At 68.3% G+C, this 23,667-nt stretch carries 20 protein-coding genes and 1 riboswitch; of the genes, 16 read left to right on the forward strand and 4 right to left on the reverse strand.

What is annotated here, in order from left to right; genetic code table 11:
* The first annotated feature begins 2 nt into the window (after positions 1-2).
* From lnt to VOI27_RS12110, 10 genes are all read left to right on the forward strand, one after another.
* Positions 3-1,538 carry an apolipoprotein N-acyltransferase gene (lnt, locus tag VOI27_RS12065; protein WP_323765598.1) on the forward strand — a complete coding sequence of 512 codons (1,536 nt, stop codon included), beginning with the start codon at positions 3-5 and terminating at the stop codon, positions 1,536-1,538.
* A 36-nt stretch (positions 1,539-1,574) separates the two neighbouring features.
* Positions 1,575-1,622, forward strand: a riboswitch (SAM-SAH riboswitch).
* Between the two features lie 7 nt (positions 1,623-1,629).
* Complete coding sequence (gene metK, locus VOI27_RS12070) at positions 1,630-2,796, forward strand: methionine adenosyltransferase (protein WP_323765599.1); 1,167 nt, start codon at positions 1,630-1,632, stop codon at positions 2,794-2,796.
* 137 nt (positions 2,797-2,933) lie between these two features.
* Entirely contained in the window at positions 2,934-3,392 is a 459-nt protein-coding gene (locus VOI27_RS12075) for a GAF domain-containing protein (protein WP_323765600.1), read from the forward strand.
* Between the two features lie 103 nt (positions 3,393-3,495).
* Positions 3,496-4,065, forward strand: coding sequence for a helix-turn-helix domain-containing protein (locus VOI27_RS12080; protein WP_323765601.1), 570 nt, complete (start codon positions 3,496-3,498; stop codon positions 4,063-4,065).
* Positions 4,066-4,147: 82 nt separating this feature from the next.
* Complete coding sequence (locus VOI27_RS12085; protein WP_323765602.1) at positions 4,148-6,586, forward strand: FAD-dependent oxidoreductase; 2,439 nt, start codon at positions 4,148-4,150, stop codon at positions 6,584-6,586.
* The gene (locus VOI27_RS12090) at positions 6,583-7,020 is read left to right on the forward strand and encodes a DUF2867 domain-containing protein (RefSeq protein WP_323765603.1); all 438 of its coding nucleotides are present in this window, start codon (positions 6,583-6,585) and stop codon (positions 7,018-7,020) included. Before VOI27_RS12085 ends, VOI27_RS12090 begins: the two co-directional genes overlap by 4 nt.
* Positions 7,017-7,913 carry a homocysteine S-methyltransferase family protein gene (locus VOI27_RS12095; protein WP_323765604.1) on the forward strand — a complete coding sequence of 299 codons (897 nt, stop codon included), beginning with the start codon at positions 7,017-7,019 and terminating at the stop codon, positions 7,911-7,913. The genes VOI27_RS12090 and VOI27_RS12095 overlap by 4 nt, the downstream gene beginning before the upstream one ends.
* 78 nt (positions 7,914-7,991) lie before the next feature.
* Complete coding sequence (locus VOI27_RS12100) at positions 7,992-10,436, forward strand: FAD-dependent oxidoreductase (protein ID WP_323765605.1); 2,445 nt, start codon at positions 7,992-7,994, stop codon at positions 10,434-10,436.
* Between the two features lie 167 nt (positions 10,437-10,603).
* Positions 10,604-12,220, forward strand: a complete 1,617-nt coding sequence (locus tag VOI27_RS12105; protein WP_323765606.1) for a hypothetical protein — start codon at positions 10,604-10,606, stop codon at positions 12,218-12,220.
* Positions 12,221-12,413: 193 nt separating this feature from the next.
* A complete protein-coding gene (locus tag VOI27_RS12110) occupies positions 12,414-13,784 on the forward strand; it encodes an aspartate aminotransferase family protein (protein ID WP_323765607.1) in 1,371 nt (456 codons plus the stop codon).
* A 58-nt stretch (positions 13,785-13,842) separates the two neighbouring features.
* Here the strand turns inward: VOI27_RS12110 and VOI27_RS12115 are convergent, their stop codons facing one another.
* The 3 genes from VOI27_RS12115 to VOI27_RS12125 form a co-directional block, all read right to left on the reverse strand.
* Entirely contained in the window at positions 13,843-15,888 is a 2,046-nt protein-coding gene (locus tag VOI27_RS12115) for an NADH:flavin oxidoreductase (RefSeq protein WP_323765608.1), read from the reverse strand.
* 139 nt (positions 15,889-16,027) lie between these two features.
* Positions 16,028-17,224 (reverse strand): alpha-D-ribose 1-methylphosphonate 5-triphosphate diphosphatase, encoded by a 1,197-nt coding sequence (locus tag VOI27_RS12120; RefSeq protein ID WP_323765609.1) that lies wholly within the window; start codon positions 17,222-17,224, stop codon positions 16,028-16,030.
* Positions 17,225-17,328: 104 nt separating this feature from the next.
* Positions 17,329-17,796 (reverse strand): cytochrome C, encoded by a 468-nt coding sequence (locus tag VOI27_RS12125; RefSeq protein ID WP_323765610.1) that lies wholly within the window; start codon positions 17,794-17,796, stop codon positions 17,329-17,331.
* A gap of 195 nt (positions 17,797-17,991) precedes the next feature.
* Here VOI27_RS12125 and idi point away from each other — a divergent pair, with 195 nt between their 5' ends.
* The 6 genes from idi (at position 17,992) to VOI27_RS12155 (ending at position 23,330) form a co-directional block, all read left to right on the forward strand.
* Positions 17,992-18,516: an isopentenyl-diphosphate delta-isomerase gene (idi, locus tag VOI27_RS12130; protein ID WP_323765611.1), complete on the forward strand. Its 525-nt coding sequence runs from the start codon at positions 17,992-17,994 to the stop codon at positions 18,514-18,516.
* An 80-nt stretch (positions 18,517-18,596) separates the two neighbouring features.
* Positions 18,597-19,568, forward strand: coding sequence for a KpsF/GutQ family sugar-phosphate isomerase (locus VOI27_RS12135; RefSeq protein ID WP_323765612.1), 972 nt, complete (start codon positions 18,597-18,599; stop codon positions 19,566-19,568).
* Positions 19,565-20,356, forward strand: a complete 792-nt coding sequence (locus VOI27_RS12140) for a manno-octulosonate cytidylyltransferase (protein WP_323765613.1) — start codon at positions 19,565-19,567, stop codon at positions 20,354-20,356. Before VOI27_RS12135 ends, VOI27_RS12140 begins: the two co-directional genes overlap by 4 nt.
* Positions 20,353-21,183: a 3-deoxy-8-phosphooctulonate synthase gene (gene kdsA, locus VOI27_RS12145; protein ID WP_323765614.1), complete on the forward strand. Its 831-nt coding sequence runs from the start codon at positions 20,353-20,355 to the stop codon at positions 21,181-21,183. Before VOI27_RS12140 ends, kdsA begins: the two co-directional genes overlap by 4 nt.
* A 521-nt stretch (positions 21,184-21,704) precedes the next feature.
* Positions 21,705-22,622, forward strand: a complete 918-nt coding sequence (gene rarD / locus VOI27_RS12150; RefSeq protein ID WP_323765615.1) for an EamA family transporter RarD — start codon at positions 21,705-21,707, stop codon at positions 22,620-22,622.
* Between the two features lie 60 nt (positions 22,623-22,682).
* Positions 22,683-23,330: a pseudouridine synthase gene (locus tag VOI27_RS12155; protein ID WP_323765616.1), complete on the forward strand. Its 648-nt coding sequence runs from the start codon at positions 22,683-22,685 to the stop codon at positions 23,328-23,330.
* A gap of 86 nt (positions 23,331-23,416) precedes the next feature.
* On the opposite strand, the gene VOI27_RS12160 is transcribed toward VOI27_RS12155, so the two are convergent.
* On the reverse strand, positions 23,417-23,608 hold the full coding sequence (locus VOI27_RS12160; protein WP_323765617.1) for a DUF1127 domain-containing protein: 192 nt from the start codon (positions 23,606-23,608) through the stop codon (positions 23,417-23,419).
* Positions 23,609-23,667: the final 59 nt, after the last annotated feature.

The raw sequence follows: 23,667 nt of genomic DNA on the forward strand, positions 1-23,667 counted from the left end.
CGATGGCCGTTGCCCCCGCTCTGGCCCTGGCCCGAGGCCTGCGCCGGTATCCCTGGCGCCTGCGGCTCTGCGCCGCGGGGCTCGGCGCGCTCATCGCCACAGGCCTTGCGCCGCTGGGCTGGGCTGCGCTGGCCTTTTCGGCGCTGGCCGGCCTCTTCGCGCTCTCTGGTCTCGCCGCAGCGCCCCGCCGCGCGGCGCTCCTCGGCTGGGCCGCGGGGACGGGGTATTTCGCTGCCGGGCTGAACTGGATCGTCGAGCCCTTCCTGATCGAGCCAGAGATCTACGGCTGGATGGCGCCCTTCGGGCTGATCGGTCTGGCGGGCGGGCTGGCGCTGTTCTGGGCGCTGGCCTTCTGGGGCGCGGCGCGCATGGGCGGCGGGGTGCTGCGGCTGGCGGGCGCGCTCACCGCTGTCGAGCTGGCGCGCGGCTACGTTCTGACCGGCTTTCCCTGGGCGCTGCCGGGCTACATCTGGACCGACACCGTGTTCGCCCAGCTTGCCGCCGTGGTCGGGCCTTACGGTCTGACCGGTCTGACCTTCGCCATGGCGGCGTTGCCGGTCTGGCTCTGGCAACGTCTGCAGGTTTCCCTGCCGCTGCTCAAGGCCGGCCGGGTTTTCGGCCTCACCGTCGGGCTCGGCACGCTGCTGTGGTACGCCGCGGTCACCCTCGAAGCCCGCGATCTTCCCCAGACGGCAGGGGACGCGCCGGTGCTGCGGCTGGTCCAGCCCAATGCGCCGCAGGACCAGAAGTGGGACCCGGAGAGGATCCCGGTGTTCTTCAACCGCATGGTGGGGTTCTCGGCCGAGGGGCCGCGGCCCGACCTGATCCTCTGGCCCGAAAGCGCGGTGCCGGTGCTGCTCGAGGAAGCCGGCCCGACGCTCGATTACATCTCCGAGGCGGCCGGCGGCGTGCCGCTGCTGCTGGGCATCCAGCGCGCCGAGGGCCTGGCCTATTACAATTCCGCCGTGCTGGTGGACGGGGCAGGGCGGGCCGGGCAGGTCTATGACAAGCACCACCTTGTGCCCTTTGGCGAATACATGCCCTTTCCGGGCGTCTGGCAGCGGCTCGGCATCACCGGTCTGGCGGCGCGGGTCGACAGCGGCTATGCCGCCGGGCCCGGTCCGCTGCTGCTCGATCTGGGGTTTGCGCAGGCGCTGCCTTTGATCTGCTACGAGGCCGTGTTTCCGCAATACGCCCGTCACAGCCCGCGGCCGGATGTGCTGATCCAGCTTACCAATGACGCCTGGTTCGGGGCCAATACCGGGCCCTACCAGCACCTGGCGCAAGCCCGGATGCGCGCCATCGAGAGCGGGCTGCCGATGGTGCGCGCAGCCAACACCGGGGTTTCGGCGGTGATCGACGCCAAGGGGCGCATCACCGAGGCGCTGCCGCTGAACCAGGCCGGCTATCTCGATGCGCGGCTGCCCCCGGCGCTGCCGCCCACGATCTATGCGCGGACAGGCGATTGGCCGCTGACGGTGTTGCTGATTGCTCTCTGTGCGGGCGCAATCGCCGTCCGCCGCCGCTTTCCGGCTTGACGCTCAACCGCGTCCGGCATAGCGCATCTCTTCATTCGGGCGTCACAACGGCTTCCTGGCGTGACGCCGGCAATCAATGGAGCAATTCCCAATGTCCCGTCAGAACTACATCTTTACCTCCGAGTCCGTCTCGGAAGGCCACCCCGACAAGGTCTGTGACCGGATCTCCGACGCCGTGCTCGACGCACTTCTGGCCGAGGATGCGATGGCCCGCGTCGCCTGCGAAACCTTTGCCACCTCGGGCCTTGTGGTCATCGGCGGCGAGGTCGGGCTGACCGACCAGGAGTTGCTCAAGAACTACATGGGCCGGATCGGCCAGATCGCCCGCGACTGCATCCGCGACATCGGTTACGAGCAGGAGAAGTTCCACTGGAACACCTGCCACGTGCTGAACTTCCTGCACGAGCAGTCGGCGCATATCGCACAGGGCGTCGACAAGGACGGGGCCGGCGACCAGGGCATCATGTTCGGCTACGCCACCGATGAGACGCCCGAGCTGATGCCGGCACCGATCCAGTATGCCCATGCCATCCTGCGCCGGTTGACCGAGGCGCGCAAATCCGGCGACGAGCCGACCCTGCGCCCGGATGCGAAATCGCAGATCTCCGTGCGCTACGAGGATGGCAAGCCGGTGGGCGTGACCTCGATCGTGCTCTCGACCCAGCACGAGAGCGAGTACCAGAAATCCGCCGACATCCGCGCCATCGTCGAGCCTTATATCCGCGAGGTTCTGCCCGCCGACTGGATCACCGAGGAGACCGAATGGTGGGTCAACCCGACCGGGACCTTCGTGATCGGGGGCCCGGATGGTGACGCCGGCCTGACCGGCCGCAAGATCATCGTCGACACCTACGGTGGCGCAGCCCCGCACGGCGGTGGCGCGTTTTCCGGCAAGGACCCGACCAAGGTCGACCGCTCGGCGGCCTATGCGGCGCGCTACGTCGCCAAGAACGTCGTGGCCGCCGGCCTCGCCGACAAGTGCCAGGTGCAGCTGTCTTACGCCATCGGCGTGGCCAAGCCGCTGTCAATCTACGTTGACACCTTCGGCACCGAGAAGGCGGATATCGAGGCCATCGAGCGGGCGATTCCGAAGGTCATGGACCTGACCCCGCGCGGCATTCGCGAGCACCTGGACCTCGCCAAGCCGATCTATGCCCGCACCGCCGCCTATGGCCACTTCGGTCGCGAACCGGAAGCGGATGGCGGCTTCAGCTGGGAAAAGACCGACCTGGTCGAGGCGCTGAAGAAAGAAGTCTGAGGCGCGCCCCGTCGCCGCGCCGGCGCGCGGCGACGGGGCGGGGGGCTTTGTCCCCCGGCCTGCGGCCTCCCCCCAAGGTATTTCAGAAACCAGCGAAGGGCCGGACCCCGGCTCTTGCCAACGCGAGCGGGGCCCACATGGCGGATATCGATTACCCGGAAATTTCCAAGGTGCTGGCGGCGCTGACCGAGGGCGAGCGCGACGACGTTGCGCTGATGGCCACCATGGCCTGCGAGTTGCACCATGCCGATGACCGCTTCGACTGGACCGGGTTCTATCGGGTCACGGCGCCGGAGATGCTCAAGATCGGGCCTTACCAGGGCGGCCATGGCTGCCTGAGCATTCCGTTTTCCCGCGGCGTCTGTGGCGCGGCGGCACGCACCGGCGAGGTACAGCTGGTCGAGGACGTCGAGGCCTTTCCCGGCCATATCGCCTGTGCCACTTCCACCCGCTCGGAGATCGTCCTGCCGGTCTGTCGCGGCGACGGCACGCTGATCGGTGTGCTCGACATCGACAGTGACCGGCCGGCGGCCTTCACGCAAGCCGATGCCGAGGGCTTGGCTGCGCTGCTGGCACAGGTCTTCGGTCGGCTCTGACCGCCGCGCCGCGGCGTGAAAATTTCTTGCGAAATTTCACGACTCAGGTCACCGTGAAAAACAGGCCCGAAATTTCATCGGGTCTGGATGCACGGGATCGCCGATGGACCAGCAAAGCACGAAGAGCCAGAGCCTTGGCGCCGATCTGCGCGCCCTGCGCCGGGCGCGGGGGTTGACCCTGACCGATCTCGCACTGCGGCTCGACCGGTCGGTCGGCTGGCTCAGCCAGGTCGAGCGCGATCTCTCCGAGCCCTCGATCACCGATCTGCGCCAGATCGGCGCGGCGCTCGGCGCGCCGGTCTCGATGCTCTTCGGCCATGCGCCGATCCCGTCCGAGGAGGCCGGGCTTGTGGTGCGCCGCGATGCCCGCCGCCGGCTGGGCTCCGGCGCGGCGGGGCTGGTGGAGGAGCTGCTCTCGCCCGATCTCACCGATGATTTCGAGATGCTGCATTCGACCTTTCTGCCCGGCAGCGAGATCGCCGAGCCCGTGACCCGCCCGACCCAGGAGGTGGGCTACCTCGTCACCGGCCGGCTCGATCTCGAGATCGGCGCGCGCCGCTTCACCCTCGATCCCGGCGACAGCTTTCGCATCCGCGGCGAGCCGTTCCGCTGGGCCAACCCCTATGATGACCCCGCCGTGGCGATCTGGGTCATCGCGCCGCCGGTCTATTGATGGCCGCGCCCGCAACTTCGCCGAACGATCTGCAACCCGGTCGCCGGCCGGTCCTGCCAGCCAGCCGCAAGGAGGTGACCCCATGAGCGATTTCCCCACCCAAGCCCGCGTGGTCATCATCGGCGGCGGCGCGGTCGGCGCCTCTTGCGCCTATCACATCGCGCGCGCGGGATGGGACGTGGTGCTGCTGGAGAAAAACGAACTGACCGCCGGCAGCACCTGGCATGCCGCTGGCAATTGTCCGTCGTTCTCGACCAGTTGGGCGGTGATGAACATGCAGCGCTATTCGCTGGAGCTCTACCGCCGCCTGTCGGAGGAGGTGGATTACCCGATGAACTACCATGTCACCGGCTCGATCCGGCTGGGGCACAGCAGGGAGCGGGTGATGGAATTCGAGCGCGCCCGCAGCATGGGCAACTATCAGGGCCTCTCGCTGGAAATGATGCAGGTTGCCGACCTCAAGGACCGCTATCCGTTTCTCGAAACCCATGACCTGGCCGGCGCGCTTTATGATCCCGACGATGGCGATATCGACCCGGCACAGCTGACCCAGGCGCTGGCGCGCGGCGCGCGCCACGCCGGTGCGCGGATCGAGCGGTTCTGCCCGGCCACCGGCGTGACCCGCAAGAACGGCCAATGGATCGTGCACACCGACAAGGGCGACATCACCTGCGAAAAGGTGGTCAACGCCGCCGGCTACTATGCGCAAAGGGTGGGCGAGTGGTTCAAGCCTTACGGCGGCCGCACCGTTCCGATGACGGTGATGTCCCACCAGTATTTCCTGACCGAGCCGGTGGCCGCGCTGGAAGCGTGGTCGAAACAGCACGGCAAGCTGCCGCTCCTGCGCGACGTCGACAGCTCCTACTATCTGCGGCAGGAGAAGTTCGGTCTCAACCTCGGCCCCTACGAGCGCAACTGCAAGGCGCATTGGGTCACGCCCGACGATCCGATGCCCGACGATTTCTCGTTCCAGCTCTACCCCGATGATCTCGAACGGCTGGAGTGGTACATCGAGGATGCCATGGCGCGGGTGCCGATCCTCGGCGCCTCCGGCGTCGGTCGGGTGATCAACGGGCCGATCCCCTATGCCCCTGATGGCCTGCCACTGATCGGGCCGATGCCGGGGGTGCCCGATGCCTATGAGGCCTGCGTCTTCACCTTCGGCATCACGCAGGCAGGGGGCGCGGGCAAGGTGCTGGCGGAATGGGTCACCGAGGGGCAGACCGAGTGGGACATGTGGGCCGTCGATCCACGCCGGTTCACCGGTTATGCCGATCAGGACTACGCCGATGCCAAGGCGATCGAGACCTACGGCCACGAATACGCCATGCACTTCCCGCACCATAGCTGGCCCGCCGGCCGTGGCAAACGGCTCTCCCCCCTGCACGCGCGGCTTGAAAAGGCCGGCGCCCAGTTCGGCGCCTACAACGGCTGGGAACGCGCCAACTGGTTCGCGAAGGACGGCGACGACATTTCCGAGGCGGCCACCCAGAGCTGGGAGCGCAACGGCCCCTGGGCCCCGCGCGTCAAGGAAGAATGCGAAGCCGTCCGCGACCACTGCGGCATCCTCGCCATTTCCGGCTTCACGCGTCTCAAGGTCGAAGGCCCCGGCGCGAAGGACTTCGTCGATGGCCTCACCGCCTCGCGCCTGCCGAAAGAGGGCCGCATCGGCCTCGTCTACTTCCCCGACACTCGCGGGCGCATCGTCACCGAGATGTCCGCCATGGTTCATGGCCCCGACGAGATCGGCCTGATCACCGCCGCCACCGCGCAATGGCACGACGCCGAGCACCTCTCGCGCCAAGCCCCCGAGGGCATCACCGTCACCGATCACTCCGACAAGGTCGAATGCCTGCTGGTCACCGGACCGAAAGCCCGCGACATCCTCGCGCCCCTCGCGCAAGGCCACGACCTGTCGAAACCCTGGCTCTCGGTCAGCTTCGAAGGCACCGTGGCGGGCAAACCCTGCGCCCTGATCCGCGTCTCCTTTGCCGGTGAACTCGGCTGGGAAATCCACTGTGCCCCCGAGGACGCCCCCGCCATCTGGGACGCGGTCACGGGGGCCGGGGCCAGACCCTTCGGCATGTATGCCCTCAATTCCCTGCGGCTGGAAAAAGGCTACCGCGCCTGGAAGGGCGATCTCTCCACCGATTATTCCCTGTTGGAAGGCGGCCTCGACCGCTTCATCGACTGGTCCAAGGACTTCCCCGGCAAACCCGCACTGGAGGCCGAGCGCCAACAGGGCTCCGCCAAGCGCTGCGTCGCCCTAAAGATCGACGCCAAGGACAGCGACGCCCCCTACATGGCCACCATCTGGAGCGGCGACGAGGTGGTGGGCGAGGTCACCTCGGGCGGTTGGGGCTACCGGGTCGACGGCTCGATCGCGCTGGCCATGCTGCGCGCCGACCTGACCGACCCCGGCACCCTGCTCGAAGTCGACATCTATGGACAGCGTTGCAAGGCAGAGGTCCAGCCCGACGCCCCGCTTTGGGATCCGAAGAACGAAAGGATCCGCGCATGACCTTCGCCCGCCCGGACGGCCCGCCAGACTGGCAGGACAGTCCCTCCGGCCCGATCCCGCCACGCATCGCCACCGCGCGCCAGTCCTATGAGGATGGCTTCTTGCGACTGCGCGGCTGGGTCAGCACGGCCATGCGCCTGCGCCACCGGGTGGTGGCGCGATTCGGGCTCACCAACTGGGGCGCGGGCACAGGTGAGGGCGCCGGCAAGGCGCTGATGCTCTCGCTGCCGGTTTTGCGGGAAACGCCGGAGGCTTACGAAGTGGGCCTTCCCGACAGGCACCTCACCTTCACCATCCTGACCGAGACGGCGGGCGGCCGCGCCAGCCTGACCACCTCGATCTGGGTCAACCATTGGGCCGGGCGGCTCTATCTTGCCGTGGTGCTCATCCCGCACAAGATCATCGTCAAACACGCACTCAGGGGGATCAGATGACCGAGATCACACTTCTCGACGGCGGCATGGGACAGGAGCTGGTGCAGCGCGCTGGCGACCGTCCGACGGCGCTCTGGTCGACCCAGGTCATGCGCGACCATCCCGGGCTGGTGGCGCAGGTGCACGCGGATTTCTTTGCCGCCGGCGCCACCCTGGCCACCGCCAACACCTATGCCATCCTGCGCGACCGGCTGATCCACGCTGGCATCGAGGACCAGTTCGCCGATCTGCACGACCGCGCCCTGACCGAGGCGGAAACCGCCCGCGCGGCGCATGGCTCCGGCCGCATCGCCGGCGCCCTCGGCCCGATCGGTGCCTCCTACCGCCCCGATCTGCATCCCGACCCCGAGACGGCACAGGCGATCTATCGCGAGATCGCCGCGCTGCACGCCCCCCGCGTCGACCTGATGATCTGCGAGACCGTGGCCTCTCTGGCCCATGCCAGCGACATCCTCACCGCCACGGTCCCTTGCGGCAAACCCGTCTGGCTGGCCTGCACGGTCGATGATGAAGATGGCCGCCGCCTGCGCTCCGGCGAGCCGGTCCGCGAGGCCGCGCGCCGCGCCGCAGACCTCGGGGCTGCCGCGATCCTCGCCAATTGTTCCGCACCAGAGGCGATGCCCGCCGCGCTCGACGCCATGGCCTCCGCCGACCTGCCGACGGGCGCCTATGCCAACGGCTTCACCCAGATCACCAAGGATTTCCTCAAGGCCAACCCCACCGTCGACGCGCTCTCGGCGCGGCGCGACATGGGGCCGGAACCCTACGCCGATCACGCCCTTGGATGGCTCGACCACGGCGCCAGCATCCTCGGCGGCTGCTGCGAGGTCGGTCCCGCCCATATCGCCGAGATCGCCCACCGCCTGAAGGCCAGGGGTCACACCCTCACCTGATCCTACTTCTGGCCGAAGATATTCCCGGGGGTCCGGGGGCAGCGCCCCCGAAACCCGGCCCGCCAAGGACCAAACCCCATGCCGCATCTCCCCTCACAGGCCCGCGCCGTCATTATCGGCGGTGGCATCATCGGCTGCTCCGTTGCCTACCACCTGACCAGGCTGGGCTGGCGGGATGTGGTGCTGCTCGAACGCAAGCAGTTGACCTCGGGCACCACATGGCACGCCGCCGGCCTGATCGCGCAGCTCCGCGCCACCGCCAACATGACCCGGCTGGCGAAATACAGCCAGGAGCTCTACGGCGCGCTGGAGGAGGAGACCGGCCTGGCCACCGGCTTCAAACGCGTGGGCTCGATCACCGTGGCGCTGACCGGCGAGCGGATGGAAGAGCTCAAGCGCTCCGCCGCCATGGCCCGCGCCTTCGGCGTCGAGATCGAGGAGATCGGACCGGAGGAGATCGGCCGGCGCTACGCGCATCTCAACCTCGCGGGCGTGACCGGCGGCGTCTATCTGCCAAAGGACGGTCAGGGCGATCCGGGCAATATCGCACTGGCACTGGCCAAGGGCGCGCGTCAGCGCGGCGCGGTGATTGCCGAGCGGACCAAGGCCACCGGTGTCACGCGGCAGGGCGCGCGGATCACCGGCATCGACTGGCAGAGCGGGGCAGAGAGTGGCCATATCGCCTGCGAGCAGGTGATCAACTGCGCCGGCATGTGGGGCCGCGAGGTCGGCGCGATGCTCGGCACGAATGTGCCGCTGCAGGCCTGCGAACATTTCTACATCGTCTCAGAGCCGATCGCCGGGCTGACCCAGCTGCCGGTGCTGCGGGTGCCGGACGAATGCGCCTATTACAAGGAGGATGCCGGCAAGATCCTGCTCGGCGCCTTTGAGCCGGTGTCGAAACCCTGGGGCATGGCGGGCATCCCCGAGAGCTTCGAGTTCGACCAGCTTCCGCAAGATTTCGACCACTTCGAGCCGATCCTCGAGGCCGCCGTCAACCGCCTGCCGATGCTGGCCGAGGCCGGCATCCACACCTTCTTCAACGGCCCCGAGAGCTTTACCCCTGACGACGCCTATCACCTTGGGCTCTGCCCCGGGATGGACAATGTCTGGGTCGCCGCCGGCTTCAACTCCATCGGCATCCAGTCGGCGGGCGGTGCCGGCATGGCGCTGGCGGACTGGATGCAGACCGGCGAGAAACCCTTCGACCTCGGCGATGTCGATATCGCCCGCATGGCCCCGGTGCAGAACAACCGCCACTACCTCTTCGAGCGGTCGAAAGAGACCCTCGGCCTGCTCTACGCCGACCACTACCCGTACCGCCAGAAAGCCACCGCCCGCGGCATCCGCCGCTCGCCGTTTCATGCGCATCTGGCGGCCCAAGGCGCGGTCTTTGGCGAGCTTGCCGGCTGGGAACGCGCCAACTGGTTCGCCCGAGCCGGGCAGGAGCGCGCCTACGACTATTCCTGGAAGCGCCAGAACTTCTTCGACAACGTTGCCGAAGAGGTGCAGGCCGTCCGCACCAACGTCGGCATGTACGACATGACCTCCTTCGGCAAGCTGCGCGTCGAAGGCCCGGACGCCGAAGCTTTCCTGAACCACGTCTGCAGCAATGACATGAGTGTCGCGCGGGGCCGCATCGTCTACACCCAGTTTCTCAACTCAAGGGGCGGCATCGAGGCCGACGTCACCGTCACTCGCCTCACCGAGACCACCTACCTCGTCGTCACCCCTGCGGCCACGCGTCTCGCCGACGAGACCTGGCTGCGCCGTCACCTCGGCGACCACCGCGTCACCATCACCGACATGACCGCAGCCGAGGGCGTTCTGGCTGTGATGGGGCCGCGGGCGCGTGCTCTGCTGCAAGCTGTCTCTCCGAATGATTTCTCCAATGCGGTCAATCCCTTCGGCACCGCGCAGGAGATCGAGATCGGCATGGGGCTGGCCCGCGCGCACCGGGTCTCCTATGTCGGCGAACTGGGCTGGGAGATCTACGTCAGCACCGACATGGCGGCGCATGTCTTCGAGGTGCTGCACGAGGCGGGGCAGGACCATGGGCTGAAGCTCTGCGGGTTGCACATGATGGACTGCGCCCGGATCGAAAAGGCCTTCCGCCACTTCGGCCATGACATCACCTGCGAGGATCACGTGCTCGAGGCGGGCCTTGGCTTTGCCGTCAAGACAGACAAGCCCGCGTTCATCGGCCGCGACGCGGTGCTGCGCAAGCGCGACACCGGGCTCGACCGGCGCCTGCTGCAGTTCCGCCTGACCGACCCCGAGCCGCTGCTCTATCACAACGAGCCGATCCTGCGCGACGGCCAGATCGTGGGCTACCTTTCTTCCGGCGCCTACGGCCACCATCTTGGCGGCGCCATCGGCCTGGGCTATGTGCCCTGCACGGGCGAAAGTCTGGCGGGGCTGAAAGCCTCGCGCTACGAGATCGACGTCGCCGGCAGGCGGGTGCCGGCAGAAGTGTCATCGCGGCCGATGTACGACCCCGGCAATGACCGGATGCGCGCCTGAATACGCGGCACTTCCGCCGGCTGTCTGACGCAGGGATTACGCCTGGGCGGCCTCGGAAGCCCGGAAATACTTGATTTAACGATTTTTTCACGCGCGGATTGCGTAGGCTCGCTGGCAGAACCGTGCGACAAACGCCAACAATACCGCAGGTATTTGAGGGCGGGCAGGTGGCTGGCATTTACGAGATAAGATTTTTCGGCACGTTTTCCGTGCTTGCGCCCGACGGGCGCGATGTAACGCCGCGTGGCTCCAAGGCGCGCGCGGTGCTGGCGCTGCTGGCCTCGGCACAGGACATGCGTCGCGGCCGCCGCTGGCTCGAGGACAAGCTCTGGAGCGACCGGTCGCAGACCCAAGCCAGCGGCAGCCTGCGCCAGACCCTGAGCCAGATCCGCGCCGCCCTGCCAGACGAGGCGGTCCCGCTCTTTCAGGCCAGCCGGCTGAATGCCTGGCTCGACCCCAAGCGGGTGCGCACCGACCTCGACCCCGCCGGCGGGCTTGTGCGCGCGGATCGCGAGATGTTCGAGGGGCTGACCGTGCGCGACCCGGAGTTCGTCAAGTGGAAGGCTGACCTGGCGGTGCGCCACATGCGCCCGGCCGCCTCGCCGCTGGCGCAGATCGCGCGGCCGCGCGACACCATCGGCCTGGTGGTGCGCACCGCGCCCGCCGGCGAAGGGCCGGCGGCGGAACGGATCACCGGCCAGATCCTCGCCGACCAGGTGGCCAAGAGCCTCGAGGAGCGGTTTTCGGTGCTGCGCTACGCCTGGGGCGAGAAGATGCCGGCCGAGCTGATGCCGGATATCGAGGTGCGCTGCGACGTGGCCGAGGACGGTGGCCGCGCGGTGGCCTTTCTGCGGGTCGAGAACGGCACCGACGGGCGGGTGATGTTCTCGGACTACCGCAGCGTCGCCGGACCGGTGACCGAGATGATCAGCGCCGAGACGATCACCGGGCTGGCGCATTCGGCCGCGTCGCGCATCCTGCACCGGTTGCCGGCCATGGTGCCGCTCGACCGGCCAGAGACGGCGGCGGCGGGCTATGCCAGCCTCGGGATGCGCAAGATGGCACAGTTCGACGGGGCCGCGCTGCAGGAGGCACGGCAATACTTTCGCCAAGCCTACGAGGCCGATGGCAACGGCGTCTACCTGGCCTGGCAGGCCTTTGTCCGCATCGCCCAGCTCAACGAATCCGGTCAGGGCGCAGACCCGGCCGACCGCGAAGAGACCGACGCGCTGCTGGCCCAGGCGCTGGAAAGCGCGCCTGACAATGCGCTCGCGGTCTCGCTGGTGGCGCTGACCCGGATCGGGCTGCAATCTGACCCTTCGGACCCGGCCGACCTTGCGATGCAGGCGATCCAGTACAACCAGTACAACCTCTTTGCCCAGCAGACCCTGGCGCTGGCCCACAGCGCGCTGGGCAACCCGGCCGAGGCCTACAGGCTCTCGACCGCGGCGCGCCGGGCCGAGCCCGACGACGACCTCAGCCACCTCTGGGACCTGTTTCACGCGCTGGTCTGCATCTCGGCCGGCCGTCTCGACGAGGCGCGTCATGCCGCCGCCCGTTCCAGCCTGGCCGCGCCGGGGTTCATCACCCCGCGCCGGCAGTTGGTGGCGCTCTGCGCCCATGCCGGTGACATCAAGGGCGCGCGCCGCTACCTGCGCCAGATCCAGGCGCTGGAGCCCGGGTTCACCCTCGACCGCTTCCTGACCGATCCGCAGTACCCGGTGCCCACGCTGCGCCGCGCCGGGCTGATATCGCCGCTGCGCAAGGACGCGCTGATCGGCTGAGCCAAGCCGCCTTGCAATCGCCGATCCGGCGTGAAACGCTCGACCAGTATTGGCGCAGCCCACCTGGCCCGAGCCGCCGTCCGACCGCCCGTGCTGCGGTCCGGTGCGCGCGCGGGGCCCGCGGGACGGGCTGCGTTTTTCCGAGGGAAATGCTGACGGGCGGCTGGCGCAGCTGCTCGCGGAAAGGACAGAGATGCTCAAGAACGACATGCTCGAACAATGGGACCGGGAGAACTTCTTTCACCCCTCCACCCATCTGGCGGAATTCGCCCGCGGCAATGTCGCCCAGCGGGTGGTGACCACCGGCGACGGCTGTCACATCGAGGACCGCGACGGCAACCGCCTGCTCGATGCCTTTGCCGGGCTCTATTGCGTCAACGTCGGCTACGGCCGCAAGGAGATCGCCGAGGCAATCGCCGAACAGGCGCATGAGCTGGCCTATTACCACTCCTACGTGGGCCATGGCACAGAGGCTTCGATCACCCTGGCCAAGATGATCCTCGACCGGGCGCCGGACCATATGTCGAAGGTGTATTTCGGCCTGTCCGGCTCTGATGCCAACGAGACCAACATCAAGCTGATCTGGTACTACAACAACATCCTCGGCCGTCCCGAGAAGAAGAAGATCATATCGCGCTGGCGCGGCTATCACGGCTCTGGGCTGATGACCGGCTCGCTGACCGGGCTGGAGCTGTTCCACAAGAAGTTCGACCTGCCGCTGGCGCAGGTGGTCCACACCGAGGCGCCGTACTATTTCCGCCGCGATGATCTGGGTCAGAGCGAGGCGGAGTTCGTGGCGCATTGCGTCTCGGAACTTGAAGCGCTGATCGCGCGCGAAGGCGCCGACACCATCGCCGCCTTCATCGGCGAGCCGGTGCTGGGTACGGGGGGCATCGTACCGCCGCCAGAGGGCTATTGGGCCGCGATCCAGGAGGTGCTGGACAAGCATGACATCCTGCTGGTGGCCGACGAGGTGGTGACCGGGTTCGGCCGTCTCGGCACCATGTTCGGCTCGGAGCACTACGGGCTGAAGCCCGACCTGATCACCATCGCCAAGGGGCTGACCTCGGCCTATGCGCCGTTGTCGGGGTCGATCGTGTCCGACAGGATGTGGAAGGTGCTGGAGCAGGGCACCGACGAGAACGGCCCGATCGGCCACGGCTGGACCTATTCCGCCCATCCCATCGGTGCGGCCGCCGGGGTCGCCAATCTCAAGCTGATCGACGATCTCGGGCTGATCATGAACGCCGGCGAGACCGGGGCCTATTTCAACAAGGTGATGGCCGAGGCGGTGGGCGACCATGCCCATGTGGGCGAGGTGCGCGGCGCGGGCATGATGTGCGCGGTCGAGTTCGTCAAGGACCGCGACAGCCGCACGTTCTTTGACCCCGCCGACAAGATCGGTCCGAGCGTCGCCGCCGCCCTGCTCGAACAGGGGGTGATCGGCCGGGCCATGCCGCAGGGCGATATCCTGGGCTTTGCGCCGCCGTTCTGCCTGACGCCGGCCGAGGCCGAGGAAGTCGCCGAAAAGACCCGGGTGGCGGTGGCCAAGGTGCTGGGCTGAGCCTGCAGGACACAGTCTGAACGGCGGGGCGGAGGGACACGTCCGCCCCGCCGTCGTTTCACGACACCCGCATCAGCCGCAGCGCGTCATAGATCGCCGCGTGGGTGTTGCGCGGCGCGACCGCGTCGCCGATTCGAAACAGCTGGTAGCGGCCTGCGGGATTGGTGCGCAGGGTCTGCGGCCGGCCCTCGATCAGCGCCGCCTGGTCGACCTCGCCACGATTGACCGAGGCCTCGCGCAGGGCAAAATAGAGCTCGTCGAGCGGCCGCGTGCCGTTGTTGATCACCACCCGGTCGTAGTGCGCCGTCTGGGTTCGCGGAGTGTAATCGCTGCCGATGGTGGCCTCGATCCGGTTGCCGGCGCGGGCAAGGCTCAGAAGCCGTGCGGCCACCGTCAGCCGCGCCCCCGCCTCTTGCAGCGCGCGCATGTAGGGCGTCAGGTTCATCCCCATGATGTCCGCGGCAAAGCTGCGGTCGGGCGTCATCACCTCGACCTGCGCGCCGGCGCGGGCCGCCATCTCGGCGGCCTGCAGCCCGGGGTGGTCGCCGCTCTCGTCATAGACCAGAACGGCGCCCGCCGGAGTGACGTCTCCGCTCAGGATGTCCCAGGTCGAGACCGCGAGCAATTGCTCGTCTTTCTGTTCGAGCAGCGCGAGGTTGGGCAGCCCGCCGGTGGCCACGATCACCAGGTCGGGCGCGAGCGCGGTGACGTCATCGGCCTCGGCCAGCGTGTTGAACTGGAACCGCACGTCGCGGGCGGCGCATTGCGCCATGCGCCAGTCGATGATGCCGATCATCTCGCGCCGTCGCGGGCTTTGCGCGGTCAGGCGGATCTGGCCGCCGGGGTCCGGCGCGGCCTCGAAGACAGTCACCTGATGGCCGCGCTCGGCCGCCACCCGCGCGGCCTCGAGCCCGGCCGGGCCAGCGCCGACCACCACCACCCGGCGGGGTCTGGCGGCGGGGGCGATCTCATGCGGGATCTGCAATTCACGGCCGGTGGCCGGGTTGTGGATGCACAGCGCCTCGCCGCCCTCGTAGATCCGGTCGAGGCAATAGGTGGCGCCGACGCAGGGGCGGATGTCGTGCTCGCGGCCCTCGACGATCTTCTGCACGATCTGTGGATCGGCGATATGGGCGCGGGTCATGCCGACCATGTCGAGCAACCCGGCCGAGACCGCATGACGTGCGGTGGCGACGTCGGGAATGCGCGCGGCGTGAAAGGTGGGCAGGCCTGTCTCGGCGCGCACCGCACCTGCGAAATCCAGATGCGGCGCGCTGGGCATGCCTTGCAGCGGGATCACCTGGGTCAGCGCCGGATCGGTGTGGATGCGGCCGCGGATCACGTTGAGGAAATCGACGTGGCCCGTGACCTTGAGGATGCGGGCAATCTCCAGCCCCTCTTCCGGGGTGGTGCCCCCCGGTGCGGCCTCGTCGGCGGTAAAGCGGACGCCGACGATGAACTCCGGTCCGACGCGCTCGCGGATCGCCGCCAGCACCTCGAGCGAGAACCGCAGGCGGGTGTCGAGGCTGGCAAGCCCGTAGTCGCCCTCCATGCCGTTGGTCAGCGGCGACCAGAACTGCTCGAGCAGGTGGCCGTAGCACTCCAGTTCGATCCCGTCCATGCCGCCGGCCTGCATCCGCTCGGCGGCGTCGGCGAAGTCGCGGGTAACGCGGGCAATGTCCCAATCCTCCATCAGCTTGGGAAACGCCCTGTGCGCCGGTTCTCGGTGCGGGCCGGGCGCGATCGAAGGCAGCCAGTCGCCCTTGTTCCAGCCGGTGCGGCGGCCGAGGTGAGTGAGCTGGATCATCGCCGCGCAGCCGTGTTCGTGCAGCGCATCGGTGAGCCTGCGGACCCAGGGCACCACCTCGTCGCGGTAGGCCAGAACGTTGTTGAACGCGGGCGGGCTGTCGCGCGAGACCGAGGCCGATCCGGCGGTCATCGCCAGCGCCACCCCGGCCTTGGCGCGCGCCTCGTGATAGGCGCGGTAACGCTCCTTGGGCATGCCGTCCTCGGGGTAGGCGGGCTCATGCGCAGTGGTCATGATCCGGTTGCGCAGGGTCAGATGGCGCAGCTGATAGGGTTGGAGAAGCGGATCGGAGGACATGGGGCAGCTCCTGTCTCTTTGCGCCGACGATGGCGGCACCGTGCCTTTCTGTCAATTTGTGCGCACCTTTTCCGGCCCCGAGCCCTCGGATGCGGACCTGGCGCGCTGCAGGGCCGGGTTCGCGACGCATTGAGGCGGCTCAGGCGACCTGCCGGCCATGGCTCCAGACGCCGCGCACCACCGGCACCGCGGCCTCGGTGTGGACCCGCACCAGATCGGCCAGCAGCCCCGGCGCGATGCGGCCGCGGTCGGTCAGGCCGGCGGCCTCGGCCGGGGCGGCGGTGACGGTGCGGATCGCGCGCGGCAGGTCGTCCCAGAGGTCGGCCAGCCGGAAGGCGGCGGTCAGCAGCGACGAGGGCACGTAATCCGATGACAGGATGTCGAGCAGCCCGGACCGGGCGAGGTCGCCCGCCGCGACATTGCCGGAGTGCGAGCCGCCGCGGATCAGGTTCGGCGCGCCCATCATCACCGCGATATCACCGGCGCGGCAGGCCTCTGCGGCCTCGCGGGTGGTGGGAAACTCGGCCAGCCGCACCCCGTGGCCGTGGCTCACCCCGACCTGCGCGGCGGTGGTGTCGTCATGGCTGGCCAGCACCGCGCCCAGCCGGCGGGCATGGGCCACCGCCGCCGCCTCATGTGCGGCACCCAGCCGGGCGCGGGTGGCGGTAAGATGTGCCACGTGGTCGGCAAGCTGTGCCTCGGTCAGACCGTGCTTGCCGCGCACGTAGTGGCGGAATTTCTCCAGATCGCGGAACTGCCGCTGGCCCGGCGTGTGATCCATGATCGACAGGATGCCGACCCGGTCCTCGGGCGCAAAGGCCTCGAGCTCCTCGGTCAGCGTCTCCGAGCAGACCTCGGCGCGCAGGTGCAGGAAGTGGCTGATCTTGAGCAGCCCCGCGGCGCGGATCGACAGCAGCTCCTGCGACAGCGCGCGGGCGTAGGCGCGATAGCGGTTCTGGCCGGTGGCGAGGATCGAGCCCACGCGCATGGCGTCGAACACGGTGGTGATTCCGGTCGAGGCCAGCTCGGCATCATGCGCGAGGATGGCGGCCATATGCGGCCAGTCGACGCCGGGGCGCGGCTGCATGTGACGTTCGAGATTGTCGGTGTGCAGTTCGATCAGCCCGGGGATCAGCAGATCGCCGGCGCAGTCGAGGACACCCCCGTCAGGGGGGCTGTCCGTGGCGTGGCCCGGAGCGTTTTCGGTGGCGCGCTCGATCGCGGTGATCCGCCCGTCGCGGACCTGCAGCGCGCCATGCGCCACGCCATCGGGCAGGACGATCCGGGCGTTCGTCAGGGTCAGGTCAGGCAGGGCGGGGGAGACGGCGTTCAACATGGGCCGAATGTGACAGAGCGCCGTTGAAAGTCGAGCGTCTGGCGCGGCCGGATGGGCGATGCGCCGCTGCGGCGCATCACAATTGCAACAATCGGTAACCGGGCTCAGCTGCCGCCGGCGGTATCCGGGCCGATCTCCTTGAGGAAGGTATAGAGGTCGCGGGCCTCGTCTTCCTTGCGCACCCGGAAGCTCATCTTGGAACGCGCCGAGCCATCTCCGGTGGCCTCCTGAACGGCGGCTTTCGGGTCCATCACATAGGCCACGAAATGCGCCTCGTCGAACACCAGCCCGGCCTCGCCGGCGGCGATCATGTCCTTGCCATAGCGGAAATCCGCGACCTGGCCTGCGGCACGGCCGACCACGCCATAGAGGTTGGGGCCGGTCTTGGCCTTCTTGCCGGCCAGCACTTCGCCGGCGTCATCCATCACCACGTGGCAGGACTGGCACTTGCGAAACGCCTTTTCGCCGGCGGCGGCGTCGCCGGTGGCGGTCAGGTCGAGGCCATGGCTCTCGGCCAGCGCCGGCAGGGCCAGCGCCATGCTCAGCAGCGATGTCAGGGCTAGGGTTTTCATCGGTCAGGTCTCCTCGGCTTTTGCGGCAAGGACATATGTTCGCCCCGCCGAGGTCAAGCGCGACGTTTTGGCAAATCCCGGCGCAGCGCGCTCCGGAGCCTTGATTTTACTGGGCGCGAGAGGGTAGGCGGGCGGACAAGATGCCGCGCCCCGCCGGGGTGCGGCCCGCGCCTAGGATCGCCGCAGGAGGGCAGGATGGAAGACATGGTGCCCGCCTGGGTCGACGGAAACCTCACCCCGGTGGGCAAGCTCGAGGCGCACCAGCGCGGCCTCAGGCACAAGGCGGTCTCGGTCTTCGTGCTGGCGGGCGACGCGGTGCTGATCCAGCAGCGGGCGGCAGGCAAGTACCACACGCCGGGGCTCTGGGCCAACACCTGCTGCACCCATCCGCTCTGGGGCGAGCCGGCCGAGGCCTGCGCGGTGCGCCGGCTGGAGCAGGAGCTGGGGATCACCGCGGTCACGCCGGTCTGGCGGCACCAGGCGGAATACCGCGCCGATGTCGGCGGCGGGCTGACCGAGCATGAGGTGGTCGAGATCTTCACCGTCGAGGCCAGCCGCGACCTGCCGGTCAATCCCAACCCCGAAGAGGTGCAGGCGGTGCGCTGGATGACCCGCGCGGCGCTGATCGCCGAGATTGCCGAGGCGCCGGAGACCTATACGCCGTGGATGCGAATCTACATGGCCGATCACGCCGCGGCGATCTTTGGCCAGGGAGGCTGACGGTGACGGCAGCGGCACGGACTGGCGCGGCGGGCGGCAAAGGTGTATCCGGGGGCAAATTCACGGATGAAGGCGGCAGCATGAGCAGACAGGCGGCGGAGATCGCGGCGGTGGCAGAGACCGGACGCCGGGTGTTGCAGACCGAGGCCGAGGCGCTGATGGCGCTTTCAAAGGCGCTGCCGCCGGATTTCGACGCGGTGGCGCATCTACTGGCCGGGCTCGAGGGGCGTGTGATCGTCTCGGGCATCGGCAAGTCGGGCCATATTGGCCGCAAGATCTCGGCCACGCTGGCCTCGACCGGCACGCCATCGTACTTCGTGCATGCCTCGGAGGCGAGCCACGGCGATCTGGGCATGATCACCAAGCATGATGTCTGCCTGCTGATCTCGAACTCCGGCGAGACCGCAGAGCTGCGCGACATCCTGCTGCACACGCGGCGGTTCTCGATCCCGATGATCGGCATCTCCTCGAACCCGAACAGCACCCTGATGCAGGCGGCCGATTTCAAGCTGACCTTGCCGAAACTGCCCGAAGCCTGCCCCATGGGCCTCGCCCCCACCACCTCGACCACGCTGACTCTGGCGCTGGGAGACGCGGTGGCGGTGGCGGTGATGGAGCTGCGTGGCTTCGGTTCCGAGGATTTTCAGGTCTTCCACCCCGGCGGCAAGCTCGGCGCGCAGCTTTCCCGCGTCTCCGACCTGATGCACGGGCCGGACATGCTGCCGCTGGTGCCCGCCGACATGGCGATGGCCGACGTGCTGATCACCATGACCTCCAAAAGCTTTGGCATCGCCGCGGTGGTCGACGGCGAGCGGCTGGTGGGCGTGATCTCGGATGGTGACCTGCGGCGCAACATGGCGGGGCTGATGAAGATGACCGCCGGCGAGCTGGCCAGCCGCAACCCGGTGACGGTGACGCCGGAGGTCTTTGCCGCCCAGGCGCTGGCGCTGCTCAACGAACGCAAGATCGGCGCGCTGATGGTCGTCGATGACGATGACCGACCGGTCGGCATTCTCCATATCCATGATGTTCTGCGCGCAGGTGTTGCATGAAAACCGTTATCCTCATTCCCGCCCGCTATGCCTCGGCCCGCTATCCCGGCAAGCCGCTGGCCGAGCTGACCCAGAAGGACGGCAGCACCAAGAGCCTGATCCAGATGTCGTGGGAGGCCGCCGGCCAGATCGCCGGTGTCGACGAGGTGCATGTGGTCACCGATGACGAGCGCATCCGTGCCGCCTCTGAGGGCTTCGGCGCTTCGGTGATCATGACCTCGCCGGAGGCCGAGAATGGCACCGCCCGCTGCGCCGAGGCGGTGGCCTCGGGCGCGGTCAAGGCCGACCTGGTGGTGAACTTTCAGGGCGATGCGCCGTTGACCCCGCCGTGGTTCGTCGAAGAGCTGATCGCGGCGATGAAATCCGACCCCGGCGCGCAGATGGCCACCCCGGTGCTGCAATGCGATCCTGCGACCTATGAGATGTTCGTCGAGGACCGCCAGAACGGCCGCGTCGGCGGCACCACCGCGGTCTTTGGCGAGGATCACCGGGCGCTCTATTTCTCCAAGGAGATCGTGCCCTATATCGATCCGGCCAAGGTGCCCGAGCGCGACATCCCGGTCTATCACCACGTCGGCGTCTACGCCTACCGGCCCGAGGCGCTGCGCTCCTATACCTTCTGGGGCGTCAGCCGGCTCGAGACGCTGGAGGGGCTGGAGCAACTGCGCTTTCTGGTGCACGGCGTGCCGGTGCGCTGCGTCGTGGTCGAAGCCCGGGGCCGGATGTTCTGGGAGTTGAACAACCCCGCCGACGTGGCGCGGATCGAAAAGGTGCTGAAAGAGCAATGACCGAAGCAAGAACCGTCACCATCGGCGAGATCGCCATCAGCGCCAATGACCCCTTCGCGCTGATCACCGGGCCCTGCCAGCTGGAAAGCCACGACCACGCGCGGATGATGGCCGAGAAGATCGCCGAAGCCTGCGCTCCGACCGGCACGAAGTTCATCTTCAAGGCCAGCTACGACAAGGCCAACCGCTCCTCGATCTCGACCCAGAGGGGGCTGGGGATGGAGGAGGGGCTCACGATCCTGTCGAAGATCCGCGACGAATTCGGCTGCCCGGTGCTGACCGACGTGCATTCCGAGGCCCATTGCGCGCCTGCGGCCGAGGCGGTCGACGTGCTGCAGATCCCCGCTTTCCTGTGCCGTCAGACCGACTTGTTGCTGGCCGCGGGCGAGACCGGCGCGGCGATCAACGTCAAGAAGGGCCAGTTCCTCGCGCCTTGGGACATGGGCAACGTCGCCGAGAAGATCGCCTCGACCGGCAACGGGCGGATCATGCTCTGCGACCGCGGCACCTCGTTCGGTTACAATACGCTGGTGAGCGATTTCCGTGGCCTGCCGACGATGGCGCGGACCGGTTACCCGGTGGTCTTTGACGCCACCCATTCGGTGCAGCAGCCGGGCGGCCAGGGCACCACCTCGGGCGGCCAGCGCGAGTTCGCCCCGGTGCTGGCACGGGCGGCGGTGGCGGTGGGCGTCGCGGCGCTCTTCATCGAGACCCATGAGGACCCCGACACCGCGCCCTCTGACGGGCCGAACATGATCCCGGTCGACCAGATGGAAGCGCTGATCGGACGGCTGGCGGCGTTTGACCGGCTGGCCAAGGGGCTGTGATCGTGCGGGTGTGACGATCGCGCGGCGAGAGTTCTCGCGTCCCGGCCCCCGAGCCGGGACCTCTACACCGACCTGATGACAGGGGGGGCGTGAGGCCCCGGCGCAAGGCCGGGGCGGGATTTGGAGCGCGGGCCGGCGACAGTTGGCTCAGGCGGTCGGGCCGCGCCGGAAGGCTCCCGCGTCCCGGCCTCCGAGCCGGGACCTTGCTCCCAAAGAGCGACGTGTTGGCTGTGCGTGAGGCCCTGCGCAAGGCCGGCGCGGAGTGCAAAGCGGGGCCGGGCAACAATGGATTCGGGCGACGGGCCGCGCATGAAGGCCCCCGCGTCCCCGCCCCCGAGCCGGGACTTCTTCGCCAAACAGGGGGCAAGGTGGCGAGGCTCCGGTTCATTCCAGGGCGAGGTCCCAGCTCTTGACCCCGCGGCAGGAACGCCCCGCGCGCCGCGGTGAGTGCAGGTTTCGGGTCGCCTTTGGCACGCGGTTCTGGCAACAGGATCCGAGCCCCTTGCCGAAGGACCCGCCAGATGCGCCCTGCCGAAGCCCTTGCCCCCAAGACCAACGAGGACACCGCCCGGGGTCTGGCCTTCGCCGTTTCGGCCTATGTGTTCTGGGGCTTCCTGCCGCTTTTCATGAAATTGCTGGCGCATATCCCGCCGGCCGAGGTGGTGGCGCACCGGGTGATCTGGTCGCTGCCGATCGCGGCGGCGGTGCTGGTAGCGCTGGGGCGCACCGCCACCCTGCGTGAGGCGCTGCGCACCCCGCGGATGCTGGCGATGGGCTGCGTGACCGCGGCGCTGGTCTCGATCAACTGGGGGATCTACGTCTGGGCCATCGCCAACGACCGGACGCTCGATGCGGCGCTCGGCTATTACATCAACCCGCTGTTTTCGGTGCTGCTTGGCGCGGTGCTGCTGGGCGAGCGGCTGAACCGGGCGCAGCTGGTGGCCATCGGACTGGCCGCGGCAGCGGTGCTGATCCTGGCGCTTGATGCCGGGCGGCTGCCCTGGGCCGCGGTCGGGCTGATGCTGTCCTGGGGGTTTTACGCACTGGCCAAGAAACAGCTGCCGATCGGCCCGAACCAGGGCTTCCTGCTCGAGGTGCTGATCCTGACGCCGCCGGCGCTGGCCTATATCGGCTGGCTGGTGGTCACCGGGCAGTCGCATTTCGACCCGGGCTTCGGGCCTGACACCTGGCTGCTGCTGGGCTGTGGCGTGGTCACCGCGGTGCCGCTCATGGCCTATGCCAATGGCGCCAAGGGGCTGCGGCTCTCGACCATCGGCGTGCTGCAGTATATCGCGCCGACGATGATCTTTCTCTGCGCCGTGCTGGTGTTCAAGGAGCCGTTCGGTCAGGCCCGAATGATCGCCTTTCCGATGATCTGGCTGGCGCTGGTGATCTATTCGGTGGCGATGCTGCGCGGCATGCGACGCGCCGGGGTCTGACGCTGCGGGGCGCTTATCGGCCCTTGCGGGCGCTCTGCGCTTTTGCCACACCCTCGAGCCATGGATGACAGCTACCAGCCCCCCGATACACCGCTCGACGTGCTGCACGCGGATCACGAGATCCTCATCGTCAACAAGCCCGCCGGGCTGCTCTCGGTGCCGGGCAAGGGACCGCATCTGGCCGATTGCCTGCTCAGCCGGGTGCAGGAGGCCTTTCCGACCGCGCTGCTGGTGCACCGGCTCGACCGCGACACATCCGGCGTGATGGTCTTTGGTCTGACGCCGCATGCCCAGCGTCACCTCGGGCTGCAGTTCGAAAAGCGCGGGGTGAAGAAAACCTATGTGGCACGGCTCTGGGGCCGGCTCGAACCGCGCAGCGGCACGGTCGATCTGCCGCTGATCGTCGACTGGCCGAACCGGCCGCTGCAGAAGGTCTGCCATGAGACCGGCCGGGCGGCGCAGACCGACTGGCGGGTGCAGTCCTACAAGGACACCGAGACCCGGGTGCGCTTCATGCCGAAGACCGGGCGCAGCCACCAGTTGCGCGTGCATGCGCTGGCGCTGGGGCACGTGATCCTGGGCGATCCGCTCTATGCCAGCGGCGCGGCATTGGCGTTTCCACGGCTGATGCTGCATTCCGAAGAGCTGCGGCTGCGGCATCCGGACGGCGGTGAGGGCGTAAAGTTTCGCGCGAAGGCGCCGTTCTGAGCGGGGCGGTTCGGGGGCCACCATCGCCGCTGACGACCCTCCGAAGGATATTTTTGACCGGTGAAGAGCCGGACAGTGGTCCGGGCTCAACGCGTGCCGGTTCTGGCCTGCTTGCGGGTGAGGCCCAGGTCGCGCAGGGCGGCGTCGTCGAGGCGACGGAGCTGCTGGCGCTGACGGTAGGCGCTGTCGGCGGCGATGAGCCAGGCGAGGGCGCGGGCGAAGAGCCTGGCGGCGGCGGGGCGGCGGAATTGGCGGGTGAGGCTTGTTGCGGTCTGCATGGTCTGTCTCCTTGCGGGGCTGTGTCATCTGATGTCCTCAAGGTGACAGCCGGCCGCAA

Origin of the sequence: Marinovum sp. (assembly GCF_034669705.1) — a bacterium.
Classification (GTDB): Bacteria; Pseudomonadota; Alphaproteobacteria; order Rhodobacterales; family Rhodobacteraceae; genus Marinovum.